Genomic DNA, 11,310 nt, shown 5'->3' with positions numbered 1-11,310 from the left:
CGCGTTTCTCATCCACAAGGGGATGGGCAAACTCGAATGGGTGCGTCGTCACCAGCGGGCAATCGTGCGAGCGGGCGGAATCATGCTGATCGTGCTGGGATTGGCCATGGTCACCGGGCTGTGGAACCTCATGATGAGCTATATGCAACTGTGGGCTAACAGATTCGAGTTGGTGGTGTAGTGAGTACAAAAACGCAAGCTCCCGCAAACATTGGCACGGTGGGAATGTTGCGCTGGGCATGGCGCCAACTCACCACCATGCGTTTCGCTCTCATCCTGCTTTTGGTTCTGGCCATGGCGGCGGTCCCTGGGTCGCTGTTGCCACAACGCATCCAAGACCCCGGTAAGGTGCGCACGTTCATTGAAGACAACGGCACCTTGGGTGAAGGACTCGACAAACTGCAGATGTTCGACGTGTACTCGTCGATCTGGTTTTCTGCTGTGTACATCTTGCTCATGGTGTCGCTCGTGGGATGTATCGTGCCCCGCTGCGGTCAGCACTACAAAGCCATGCGGAAAGCACCGCCCAAAGCGCCACGCAGACTCGCCCGGATGCCCGCTCACCAGGAGTGGGAGCTTGCAGGAACTGACAGTGAAGAGCTCCTGGACCGGGCTCAACGCGCACTGAAAAAGGCCGGATACCGCACAGTGCGTAACGACGACCACGTTGCGGCTGAACGCGGGTACTTGCGTGAAACAGGAAACCTGTTGTTCCACTTTTCGATCCTGTGGGTTGTTGTAGTGTTCGCTCTGGGCGCGCTCGTGTCGTATTCCGGGCAGCGGATTCTGGTGGAGGGCGACACCTTCTCCAACTCGCTGGTGTCCTATGACGACTTCAAACCGGGCACGTACTACAACCCGGATAACCTGGATGATTTCCGCATCACGCTCAACCGCTTCGACGCCACGTTTGACAGCGAATCGGTGGGGCCGCAGTTCGCTCAGCCCAGGCACTTCGCCGCGAACGTCACCACCAACTACCAGGGGGTTGAAGAGAACAAGGTCCTGCAGGTCAACGACCCTGTGCGTTTTGGCCGCACCAGCGTGTACCTCACGGGTAACGGTTACGCTCCCGAGGTGACAGTGAAGAACGCGAACGGTGACGTCACCTTCTCCGGTCCTGTTGTGTTCCTGCCGGTTGACGGCACGTACGCGTCCCGAGGTGTCGTCAAGGTTCCGGATACCGGTGGGGAACAGTTGGGCTTTGGGGGAGTGTTCCTTCCCACCGCCGGTTTCAATGAGCAAGGCGAACTGATTTCTACCTTCCCTGCAGCCGATCAGCCGTACTTGGTGATGAGCGTGTACGCAGGAGACTTGGGCCTAGATGACGGTGTGGCTCAGAACGTGTACGAACTCGATACCTCTAAGATGCGCGCGGTCACTGACAACGAAGGTAAGCCCGTCACGTTACAGATGGCACCGGGTGAAACCGTGGATCTTCCAGAAGGTTTGGGCACAGTGACGTTTGACGGTGTGAAGCGCTTTGTTGCCGTCGACGTTCACTCCAACCCCACACAGGGTGTGCTTTTGGTAGGGGCCGTTCTGCTTATGGTTGGTCTGGGGTTGTCGTTGTTCATTCCGCGCCGCCGTATGTGGGTGCGCGTCACTGACGGTCGAGTCGAAGTTGCAGCGCTTGCGCGTGGGGAAGACCCCAGGGTCCAGCACGCAGTACAAGCGCTTGCCGTACACTTGAATGAATCTGCGCGTGAAGAGGAAGATTAATGGACGTCTCTGTTGTTTGGGCTAGTTGGTCCAATCTGCTGATTTATTCGGCCATGGCGGTCTACGCGATCGCCTTCATCATTTACTCTCTTGACCTGTTTAGTGATTCCGCTTCCACCAAGAGCCAGGTGAAGAGCCAAGCTAAGACCTCTGCAAAAACCGGCGCGGTTGCACGTACCTCACGTAATCGTGGCGGGGTAGCGGTAGCTGAACGCGACGAAGATCCGCCGGTTCCAGTCAGTGGGACGGGTAACTTCAGGCGCTGGGCTCGCGTTGGAACTGCGCTGACAGTCCTGGCTGTTCTCATGCACGTGGGTGCTGTTGTCACTCGCACAATTGCAGTTATGCGCGTCCCGTGGGGCAACATGATGGAGTACGCGTTGGTTGCTTCCGCACTGGCTGTCATCACATATCTGGCAGTGCTGAAGTTTAAAGACCTGCGGTACATGGGAACGTTCGTCGCAGGTTTCGCGCTGATCACTCTGGGCCTGTGCATTACGGTGTTCTACACCCCAGCAGCTCAGCTCATTCCAGCTTTGCAGTCGTACTGGATTTACATCCACGTACCCATTGCGATCCTGTCTACCGCACTGCTGACGGTGTCTGCGATTATCGCGATCTTCCAATTGCTCACGCTCAACTATGAAAAGCGGATAAAAGAAGGCCGCCCAATCCCTAAAGCACTGCGGTTCTTGGCACGTGTTCCGTCCTCCGACCGTATTGAAATCGTTTCGTACCGTTTGGCCGCGGTTGGATTCATCACGTGGACCTTCACATTGATTGCCGGTGCAATTTGGGCTGAAGTCGCGTGGGGACGCCCGTGGGGGTGGGACACCAAGGAGATCTGGACGTTCGTGGTGTGGGTCATCTATGCCGCGTACCTCCACGCACGTGCAACCCGTGGTTGGTCACAACGCGCAATCGCCGTGCTCAACCTGGTTGGTTTCTCCACCGTTCTGTTTAACTTCGCGGTGGTCAACATTTACTTCAACGGTCTGCACAGCTACTCCGGACTCGAATAGTAAAAACGAACACACTTTGTGTAAACCCTGAGAGTGTTAAACGCTCTCAGGGTTGTTTTATTCCGCAAACCGTAGTTTACGTGCGGTGATGGAGGGTTGAGCAGATTCTCGTTCCTTAACAAAACATGTGCAACCGTGGCTTTCCGTTGAGAAACCAATGTGCAGTTGAAACTGTGGAGACTTGGAAGCTACACCGCACACGAGGAGTTGTTGTGACTCAACCGCAGTTGAAGGAGCCAGACACATCCACTGTTCGAAAAGCCGTCGCGGCTTCTGCAATCGGTAACGCAACTGAATGGTTCGACTACGGCATCTACGCCGTTTCCGTCACCTACATCACGCAACACTTCTTCCCGGGTGAATACGGAACGATCCTGGCCCTGGCGACCTTTGCGTTTTCATTCTTGGTGCGCCCACTGGGAGGTATCTTCTGGGGGCCCATGGGCGACCGCCTCGGGCGCAAACACGTCCTTGCCTCACCATCCTAATGATGGCCGGTGCCACGTTCCTCATTGGTGTGCTTCCCACACATGAAACCATTGGGGTCTTGGCTCCCATCCTGCTGGTGATCTTGCGCGCTGTGCAAGGGTTCTCTTCCGGTGGTGAGTACGGTGGTGCGGCCACCATGATGGCCGAATACGCACCCCGTAACCGCCGTGGGTTCTGGGGAAGTTTCCTGGAGTTCGGAACCTTGGCTGGTTTTGCCCTTGGTTCGCTCATTGTGCTCTTAGGTGAACTGACTATCGGTAATGAAGCGATGATGGAGTGGGGCTGGCGCGTGCCGTTCTTGATCGCTGGTCCGCTGGGAATCGTGGGTCTCTACTTGCGAAGCAGACTGGGCGAATCGCCGGTGTTCGAAGAAATGGATGAGAAGAGTGCTGACGAAGGCTCGACCGGCAAGGTCTTCGGCTCACTGTTCAAGGACCATTGGCAACAGATGCTGATCATGACCGGACTGGTCACAGCCGTGAACGTGGTGAACTACACGCTCTTGTCATACATGCCCACCTACTTTGAAAAGAGTGTTGAGCTGTCCTCGCAGACAACGCTAACCATTATGTTCCTCGCACAGTTCGGCATGATGCTTCTGATGCCTGTCGGTGGACTTTTGAGCGATAAGTTTGGGCGCAAACCCATGTGGGCATTTTCCATGATTGGGCTGATTGTGGCCTCCGTGCCTATGTACTTGATTATGCCCAACGGTTTTGGGTTCGCTCTGCTGGGTATTTTCGTCCTGGGAGTCTTGTACATCCCGCAGCTGTCGTCGATTTCTGCAACGTTCCCCGCCATGTTCCCCACCCAGGTGCGTTACGCAGGTTTTGCTATCACGTACAACGTTGCCACGGCAACGTTCGGTGGTACCGCACCGTCAGTGAATGAGTGGCTGATTGGGAAGACCGGTTCACCGCTGGTTCCCGCGTTCTACATGATGGGTGCGTGCGTGATTGGTCTGATTGCAACGCTGTGCATGAAGGAGACGGCAGGGGCTACGATCCGCGGAAACCAGCTTCCCGAGGTGGGTGTCGAGGCGAAGTTCGAAGCAGACGCTAAATAGTCTGGGCACGCTCGATTTGAGCGGTGATGGTTGCGTAGACCTCTTCCACGGGGTCACGCAGCACCCCTTGCCCGTACGCGCGACGACGGTGGCCCGGGCATTCGAGGGTCAGAGTTCCGAAGCGGCCACGCTTGAGGCTAATTTGGGTCTGCTTCAGGGGCCATGATTCGGCGGCTCTGATGCGGCCGATTTTAGGGAACTCGACCGTGGTGTCGGTGACCGTGAAATGCACACCGGACTCTAGCGGGCCCGCGAAAATTCGCCGCTTCATACGTGCCGCAAATATGGCGAGCGCAGAAAACGAAAACAACACCAGGCACGCGATACCTGATTCCATCCATTCACGTGACTCAGGCTCCGTGGCGAAAGTGACCCACACGATGAAGATGCCCAGCACGCCAAAAGTCACTGCACCAGTCCACAGCAACATGAGGTTGAAAAACCTGGAGACTTGCAGGTTTTGCGAAAGTGATTCTCTAACCCGAACTTCGTACCGCACGTGAGGGGAGTGTTCCACGGTTACTCCTCGCTGTGGGGCTTTCCGCCGGGTTCACCGGGCTCATCAGGGTTGTCGCGTCCTTGCTTCTTGCGGCGCTCCCAGTCCAGGTCTTCTGAAATTTTGCGGAGGTATTCAGGGTCGTCATCTGGTGCCACTCCACGGGTGGGGGCGTTATTGGTGGTGCCACGGCCAAAGAGGAACCACAACAGCAGTCCCACCAAAGGAACCAGAATAATGACGGCAATCCATGCGACCTTAGGCATGATCCGAATCTGATCTTTGTCACGGACAGCGGCATCAAAAACGGAATACAGCGCAACCGCGACGTAAATGACGATGACACTGAGCAAGATTCGAGACATGCCACCCAGTTTATGTGATGGCCTGTCTTCGACAGCTACGTGGACTGCAGTAAACTCGTTACATCATGCGTGACTATGTGTTGTACTTGCTGGCCCGGCTTGCCGTTTTGGTTATAGTCGTGGCACTGACGATTTGGATTTTTGGTTTCAACCTGATCGCCATGGTCGCCGCGATCCTGATTTCAGCGTTCCTGAGTTACCTGATGCTGGCTGGTTTGCGGATGCGCGCCACCGACGGGCTCATTGAACGCAACAAGAACCGGAAGGCCCGCGCGCCCAAAGTCAAGAAGGTCAAAAAGGACTCCGACGAAGCCATTGAAGACGCGCAGATAGACGGGTCTCAGGAGTAGGCATAGGTTCGCTCATAGCGGGCTCGCTTAAAGGGCGCTCGCTTACAGCGCGAGGCCTAAACCTAACAGCGCGCCATAGGTAAGGGCAGCAAGACCCGTTGATTTAATGCACGGAATGAGATCAGTTCCGGTGCGTCCGCCTAGCACGGTGCGCAAAGGAGAAATCACCAGAGCAAAAGATATGACGGCGATGAGCGCCGCCATGTGACCGGCAAATACGGGCACTAGAAGTAGCGCGTAGGGAACACTCACCATGACGGCGTAGCCCACCCGAGCCCTACGATCTCCCAACACTACCGCCAGCGTGGTCTTACCCGCTTGAGTATCGGTTGGGATATCACGCAGATTGTTCACCATAAGAACAGCACACGCGAACAGGCCAACCCCTACGGCTGCCGCCCACATGGGCAGGGTCATTGCTCCGGCTATTGCGTAGCCGGTTCCAACGGTTGCCACCAGGCCAAAGAAAATGAAGACGAACACTTCACCCATCGCATAATAGCCGTACGGGTGAGAGCCTCCCGTATAAAACCACGCAGCAAGAACCGCAAGCACACCAACCGGGATAAACCACCACGCCTGCGCTACCACCGTGAGGGCAAGACCAGCGACCCCTGCCGTGGCAAAGGAAAGCATGGCAGCCCTTTTCACTTTGTGAGGGGCAACAAGACCACTAGCCGTCAAACGGGTGGGACCCACACGCACATCGTCGGTACCGCGCACTCCGTCGGAGTAGTCGTTAGCGAAGTTCGAACCAATCTGCAGGGCAAGCGCCACGATAAGCGCTAAAACAGAGCACACAATCACATGAAGGTATCGGGGCTGGGGAGAAGCGGTAGGCAAAGGTGAACCGATAATCAGTTCAGACACGCCACCTGCTGCGCCAATCGCGGCTCCTGCCCCCGCGAACACCGGCGCAAACGCAAGCGACAGAGTGCGAAGCCGGGCACCTTCAACCCACTGACCAAACGTGGCCATGACCTACCTCCTCAAAACTTCTCTAGTCTACCCGTCCGGTAGCCAGCGCTTGAGCCAGGTCGCGGGCCGCTCTGCGGTCCGGTTTACCAATCCCTTTCAGCGGAATCTGGTCAACCATCCACGTGCGGTGAGGAAGCTCAGCTGGCCCCAGCCCTGTGCCTGCCAACAGCGACTTCACACGCGCACTCAACTGGGTGTGCGACAGCTGCGCGAACACACTGGACGAACCGGCTATCAGAAGAACTGCCCGCTCACCAAACTCAGGGTCAGGCAGAGAGGTAAGCACTACCTCGGCGACCCCCAATGGTTCCAACTCCCGCAACGCCACATTTTCTACCCGCAGGGGCGACACATTGACGCCACCGGAAATAAACACGTCATCTGCCCGGCCCAGGATGCTTAAAACCCCGTCCGTGATGGAACCCAGGTCCGAGGTGAGGAAAGTGTCTCCGTAAAACCCGCTGGGCGCGCCCGGGGGAACCGCGCCATGCGGGTGGTCGATGGGCGTGATTGTGAGGCCGCCGCCACTGCCAGCGCTGCCACCTGCCTCGTGCCCACTCGGATCGCACGGCTCAATCCGCACGTACCCGTTAGCCAAAACCGGCCCAGAAATCATCACGCGCGACTGGTCATCCAGCTTAAGCGTCACCGCGTCGAAGGGCACCCCGTCATAAACGCACCCGCCTCCGGTTTCGCTCATGCCGTAGGTGCGTACGATGTTCAGTCCCGCATCGTGCGCACGCTCAAGAAGGGCCGGCGAAATCGCTGCCCCTCCCAGCAGGATCGTGGCGAACCGGCGGGCGGCTTGGATGGCCCGGGTGGACTGCAGAATACGCACAAGCTGGGTGGGCACCAGCGACACGTACAGGGGGAGATCGCCGGTGAGCTTCTGGGCGGCTTGGGCGAACGAGTCCGCTGAGAACGCGCCTGTGTGGACCACCGGCTTTGTGCCCGCTTGCAAGGAACGCAGAATCACCTGCGCACCGGCAATGTGCGTGTGGGGGAGTGCCAAGAGCCACTGTCCGGGTCCGTGGAGGAACCGTTCAGTGGAACGCGCCGAGGCCGTCAACGCCGCCGCTGAAAGAGCAACTGCCTTGGGCGCACCCGTCGATCCCGAGGTGTGAACCACCAGCGCTGTCTCGCAAGTTGCGCCCGAGGTTGCAGCGGGGGTGGTCGCCGGGTCAGTGACCGCGGTGAGTTCGGTGATGGGGCCGCCGGGCAGCACGAGTGTGTGCGTGCCGTCCAGGGCCCCTGCAAACAGGTTGAACACGGAGGAGAAGTCGGAGGAACTCACTGGTTCAGTGGCACCTCAGTAGTACCACGGGAATGGGGACCAGTCGGGGTCACGTTTTTCCAAGAAAGCGTCGCGGCCTTCAACGGCCTCGTCAGTCATGTAGCCCAAACGTGTGGCTTCGCCGGCGAACACCTGCTGACCAATCAGCCCGTCGTCAACCAGGTTGAACGCGAACTTGAGCATGCGTTGCGCGTTGGGGGACTTGCTCATGATTTCGCGCGCCATGTGTAGGGCTGCGTCTTCAAGCTCAGCGTGGGGCACCACTTCGTTGACCGCGCCCATGTCGTACATGTCCCCGGCAGAATACGTGCGGCCCAGGAAGAAAATTTCGCGGGCGCGCTTCTGACCCACCATCTTGGCCAGATACGCGGACCCGTAACCGGCATCGTAGGAACCCACATCGGCGTCGGTCTGCTTGAACTTTGCGTGTTCCTCACTGGCGATTGTCATATCGCACACTACGTGCAGACTGTGCCCGCCACCGGCCGCCCAGCCGGGAACCACGGCGATCACCACTTTGGGCATGGTGCGAATCAGGCGCTGAACTTCGAGGATGTGGAGCCTGCCCGCCCGGGCTGGGTCCACGGTTTCAGCGGTTTCGCCGCCTGCGTATTGGTAGCCGGAACGACCTCGGATTCGTTGGTCCCCACCGGAACAGAACGCCCACCCACCGTCTTTGGGGCTGGGTCCGTTGCCGGTGAGCAGAACGCACCCCACGTCGGGTGTTTGGCGTGCGTGGTCAAGTGCCCGGTACAGTTCGTCGACCGTGTGCGGGCGGAAAGCGTTGCGCACGTGTGGCCGGTCAAATGCGATGCGCACGCACCCAAAGTCTGAACCGTCGGGGTTGATGGCCCGGTGGTAGGTGATGTCGGTGAAGTCGAATCCCTGAACCTCACGCCATTTGGTGGGGTCGAAAATGTCTGAAACAGTCATGAAGCCAGCATAGTGGCTACAGTTTTGTGCATGGACGCACGCGATCTTCCACATGACCCCAGCGAACTGTTCAGCGAAATGCACGTGGTGACCCTTCCCATGGTGACGCGTTTCCGTGGGATCACTGAGCGGGAACTCATGGTGGTCAAAGGGCCAGCCGGGTGGGCGGAGTTTTCGCCGTTCGTGGAGTACCAGGTGGATGAGGCGTCGAGGTGGTTGCGTGCCACGGTCGAAGCGGCCACGACTGAGTTCCCTACGCCTGTCCGTGACACGGTGCGCATCAATGCGACCGTGCCGGCGTGCCCCGCTCATGAGGTTGGCGGGATTCTGGGTAGGTTTCCCGGCGCCGAGGTGGTAAAAGTGAAGATCGCCGCCCGCGGGCTTGCCAGCGTGGAAGAGGACCTGGAGCGGGTGAGTGCCGTGCTGAAGCTGAGTTCCGCGCGAATCAGATTGGATGCCAACGGGGCGTATTCCGTTTCAGAAGCCGCGAATGCCATGCGAAGGTTTAGCGACTTGCCCGGGTTTGTTGAGCGGGCGGAGTACATCGAGCAACCGTGTGCGCGGGTTGAGGACTTAGCGGCTGTGCGTGAACAGGTGGAGGGCGTGCGGATTGCTGCCGATGAGTCGATTCGCAAGACCGAGGACCCGCTTCGGGTTGCGCAACTGGGGGCCGCCGATCACATTGTCGTCAAGGTTCAGCCGTTGGGTGGCGTGCGAGCCGCTATCCGCGTGGTGAAGGAGTGTGGACTGCCGGCCACGGTGTCGTCTGCTCTTGAGTCCTCGGTGGGGCTCAGCGCTGGGGTAGCGCTGGCAGCGAGCCTCGAGGACGAATCGGCCGCAGGTTTAGGGACGGCGGCGCTGTTGTCCGCCGATGTGGTGACGAACCCTCTGCGGGCTCACGGAGGCGTATTGCCGGTTGGGCGGGTGGAACCGTCACAGAATTTGTTGGAAAAGTATCGTGCCCAGCCGGCGCGTGCCGAATGGTGGGTTCGGCGGTTACACGCGTGCTGGGCACGGCTACTAGAAGGTCGTGAGTGTCTGGTTTCATGACACCATTCACCGTTAGTGCCATGAACCGGCCAGCAGGTGTGTCGCGTCATCGTTCACACCCCGCAGATGCGAAGAACCGTTTACTCTACAATCCTCGAACAAGAGTGTAGAGTAAACACCACTTTTGTTCGTTTTGTTCACGTTTTCGGCCCAAAAACGGCCCGTTACTCTACAACCCTCGAGAAAAATGAACTTGGAGTGTAGAGAAAACCACCTAACGTGCTTGTCGCACAAGAAGTCTCGGGACATCGAGTGAACGATGTCCCGAGACTTCACATTAGAGAGTCGCGAGGACTAACCGAGTTTTTCGAGAATAGTTTGAACTTCTTTCGACATCTCAGCGTCGTCAGAGCCACCGCCTGTGGTTCCGGCGCCGATCGTAGTACCACTCACCAGCACGTTACCTTTACGGGTGGTGACTGTAGAGATAGGGCCACTGCCTATGTCTTTGAGTTCCATGCTCATGACCAGAGCCTCGTCAGCACCGTCTACTGAACCGTCTTTTGTCTCCGTTGTAACGGTGAGCTTTTGGCCGCCCATGTCCATGGTGATGGTGGAGCACTTGCTTATGCCGTCTTTGGAGTTCGCCAGTTCTTTTTTGGCTTCATCTTCAGACTCATAAACAACTCCAGATGCGGCTGCCTCCTGACCTTTAGTTCCCACAATCGTTTTGTCGGAAGTTGTTTCGTCGATGCGCTGAACCTGATTCAAGAGAACCCCTTTACATTCTGCGGGTTCAATCTTTGCCTGCTCCAAATTTTTCATGGTTGGTGGCTGCGCGTTGGCCTGGAGCTCGTATCCCGCGTCCTTGAAAGCCTGTTCGACCTGTTCCTTGGTGTATGCGCTGTTCTGTGCCTGATCGTCACCCGAGCCCTGACCCTGATCCTGGCCTTGCTGTTGGCCTTCGTTGGTTCCTTCAGTGGGGGCGCCGGGCTCACCTGTTGAGCAGGCGGCCAAAGTGAGGGATGCGCCGATCGCGACGGTTGCAAAAGCGGTTCGAATGGTTTTCATGTTGTACCTCCATGAAAAACGATAACAACGGGCGAAGATTTACAACATCACAATCATGCGAATTTGGTTGGATGTTTCAGGGTTGCAACATGCGCTGTTCGCGTTTGACTGAAGGTTTGAGCATCCCGTGGGTGTGAGCCAGAACCAACATGAGCACCCCAGCGGAAAGCGCAATGACGATAGTGATGACTGACGCTTCAATCCCCATGTCCCCGCCGGTGAGCCATGCAGGTCCGTGCCATGTGGCCTCGAGAAGGCCCGCGGTGTCACCGTTTCCGGAAACATCGGAGCTGAAGAAGCCAGCTTGAGCGAAGTTCCAACCCGTGTGAATACCGATCGCCAACCACAGGCGACGCGTGAGGAAGTACGCAGCGCCTAACAGAACACCCGCTTCAAGGGCGATTGCGAAGGCACCAAAGAGCGAGGCTTCGGGGTTTGTGATGTGGGCAAGCCCAAAGACCAGCGAGGTTACCAGCAAGGACGGCAGCCAGCCCCACCAGGCGTCCAGAACGCGGCCCCGCGCAACACTTGAAA

The 11,310-nt window shown here is 57.8% G+C and carries 13 protein-coding genes and 1 pseudogene; 7 read left to right on the top strand and 7 right to left on the bottom strand.

The genetic code is table 11. The annotated features are described in order from the left end of the window. The 5 genes and pseudogenes from HMPREF0183_RS12945 to HMPREF0183_RS04710 form a co-directional block, all read left to right on the top strand. Window positions 1-181, top strand: a pseudogene (locus HMPREF0183_RS12945) (cytochrome c biogenesis protein CcdA); the annotation flags it as partial. After that, window positions 181-1,722, top strand: coding sequence for a cytochrome c biogenesis protein ResB (gene resB, locus HMPREF0183_RS04720; RefSeq protein WP_245527107.1), 1,542 nt, complete (start codon window positions 181-183; stop codon window positions 1,720-1,722). The pseudogene HMPREF0183_RS12945 and the gene resB, both read left to right, overlap by 1 nt. Next, window positions 1,722-2,744: a c-type cytochrome biogenesis protein CcsB gene (gene ccsB, locus HMPREF0183_RS04715; protein ID WP_005883343.1), complete on the top strand. Its 1,023-nt coding sequence runs from the start codon at window positions 1,722-1,724 to the stop codon at window positions 2,742-2,744. The genes resB and ccsB overlap by 1 nt, the downstream gene beginning before the upstream one ends. A 212-nt stretch (window positions 2,745-2,956) precedes the next feature. Continuing rightward, window positions 2,957-3,232 (top strand): hypothetical protein, encoded by a 276-nt coding sequence (locus HMPREF0183_RS13430; protein WP_005883341.1) that lies wholly within the window; start codon window positions 2,957-2,959, stop codon window positions 3,230-3,232. Continuing rightward, window positions 3,145-4,299 (top strand): MFS transporter, encoded by a 1,155-nt coding sequence (locus HMPREF0183_RS04710; RefSeq protein ID WP_342610881.1) that lies wholly within the window; start codon window positions 3,145-3,147, stop codon window positions 4,297-4,299. Before HMPREF0183_RS13430 ends, HMPREF0183_RS04710 begins: the two co-directional genes overlap by 88 nt. Here HMPREF0183_RS04710 and HMPREF0183_RS04705 read toward each other — a convergent pair. Next, the gene (locus tag HMPREF0183_RS04705; protein ID WP_040348109.1) at window positions 4,292-4,816 is read right to left on the bottom strand and encodes a hypothetical protein; all 525 of its coding nucleotides are present in this window, start codon (window positions 4,814-4,816) and stop codon (window positions 4,292-4,294) included. The two genes, HMPREF0183_RS04710 and HMPREF0183_RS04705, sit on opposite strands and share 8 nt — an antisense overlap. Window positions 4,817-4,818: 2 nt before the next feature. Continuing rightward, window positions 4,819-5,160, bottom strand: a complete 342-nt coding sequence (locus HMPREF0183_RS04700; protein ID WP_005883335.1) for a PLD nuclease N-terminal domain-containing protein — start codon at window positions 5,158-5,160, stop codon at window positions 4,819-4,821. A gap of 65 nt (window positions 5,161-5,225) precedes the next feature. Here HMPREF0183_RS04700 and HMPREF0183_RS04695 point away from each other — a divergent pair, with 65 nt between their 5' ends. Beyond that, on the top strand, window positions 5,226-5,510 hold the full coding sequence (locus HMPREF0183_RS04695; RefSeq protein WP_005883333.1) for a DUF4229 domain-containing protein: 285 nt from the start codon (window positions 5,226-5,228) through the stop codon (window positions 5,508-5,510). 42 nt (window positions 5,511-5,552) lie between these two features. Here the strand turns inward: HMPREF0183_RS04695 and HMPREF0183_RS04690 are convergent, their stop codons facing one another. The 3 genes from HMPREF0183_RS04690 to HMPREF0183_RS04680 are packed head-to-tail and all read right to left on the bottom strand — an operon-like array spanning window position 5,553 to window position 8,715. Beyond that, window positions 5,553-6,488 carry a 1,4-dihydroxy-2-naphthoate polyprenyltransferase gene (locus tag HMPREF0183_RS04690; protein WP_005883331.1) on the bottom strand — a complete coding sequence of 312 codons (936 nt, stop codon included), beginning with the start codon at window positions 6,486-6,488 and terminating at the stop codon, window positions 5,553-5,555. 22 nt (window positions 6,489-6,510) lie between these two features. Next, window positions 6,511-7,782, bottom strand: coding sequence for an AMP-binding protein (locus HMPREF0183_RS04685; RefSeq protein WP_005883329.1), 1,272 nt, complete (start codon window positions 7,780-7,782; stop codon window positions 6,511-6,513). Window positions 7,783-7,797: 15 nt separating this feature from the next. Then, complete coding sequence (locus tag HMPREF0183_RS04680) at window positions 7,798-8,715, bottom strand: 1,4-dihydroxy-2-naphthoyl-CoA synthase (protein ID WP_040348105.1); 918 nt, start codon at window positions 8,713-8,715, stop codon at window positions 7,798-7,800. Window positions 8,716-8,745: 30 nt separating this feature from the next. On the opposite strand from HMPREF0183_RS04680, the gene HMPREF0183_RS04675 reads away from it, so the two are divergent. After that, the gene (locus HMPREF0183_RS04675) at window positions 8,746-9,765 is read left to right on the top strand and encodes an o-succinylbenzoate synthase (protein ID WP_040348103.1); all 1,020 of its coding nucleotides are present in this window, start codon (window positions 8,746-8,748) and stop codon (window positions 9,763-9,765) included. Between the two features lie 294 nt (window positions 9,766-10,059). On the opposite strand, the gene HMPREF0183_RS04670 is transcribed toward HMPREF0183_RS04675, so the two are convergent. Further along, the gene (locus tag HMPREF0183_RS04670) at window positions 10,060-10,776 is read right to left on the bottom strand and encodes a sensor domain-containing protein (protein WP_005883323.1); all 717 of its coding nucleotides are present in this window, start codon (window positions 10,774-10,776) and stop codon (window positions 10,060-10,062) included. Between the two features lie 76 nt (window positions 10,777-10,852). Further along, a partial coding sequence (locus tag HMPREF0183_RS04665; protein WP_005883321.1) for a CPBP family intramembrane glutamic endopeptidase occupies window positions 10,853-11,310 on the bottom strand: 458 nt, incomplete at its 5' end.

This window comes from Brevibacterium mcbrellneri ATCC 49030 (assembly GCF_000178455.1).
In the GTDB taxonomy this organism is placed as follows: Bacteria; Actinomycetota; Actinomycetes; order Actinomycetales; family Brevibacteriaceae; genus Brevibacterium; species Brevibacterium mcbrellneri.
The sequence above is the reverse complement of the archived record's forward strand: the minus strand, read 5'-3'. Positions and strand labels throughout refer to the sequence as shown.

Excerpts from the sequence above, each read along its gene's own strand:
- ccsB (WP_005883343.1), top strand. The coding sequence starts at position 1,722 with ATGGACGTCTCTGTTGTTTGGGCTAGTTGGTCCAATCTGCTGATTTAT.
- HMPREF0183_RS04700 (WP_005883335.1), bottom strand. The coding sequence starts at position 5,160 with ATGTCTCGAATCTTGCTCAGTGTCATCGTCATTTACGTCGCGGTTGCG.
- HMPREF0183_RS04695 (WP_005883333.1), top strand. The coding sequence starts at position 5,226 with ATGCGTGACTATGTGTTGTACTTGCTGGCCCGGCTTGCCGTTTTGGTT.
- HMPREF0183_RS04690 (WP_005883331.1), bottom strand. The coding sequence starts at position 6,488 with ATGGCCACGTTTGGTCAGTGGGTTGAAGGTGCCCGGCTTCGCACTCTG.
- HMPREF0183_RS04680 (WP_040348105.1), bottom strand. The coding sequence starts at position 8,715 with ATGACTGTTTCAGACATTTTCGACCCCACCAAATGGCGTGAGGTTCAG.
- HMPREF0183_RS04675 (WP_040348103.1), top strand. The coding sequence starts at position 8,746 with ATGGACGCACGCGATCTTCCACATGACCCCAGCGAACTGTTCAGCGAA.
- HMPREF0183_RS04670 (WP_005883323.1), bottom strand. The coding sequence starts at position 10,776 with ATGAAAACCATTCGAACCGCTTTTGCAACCGTCGCGATCGGCGCATCC.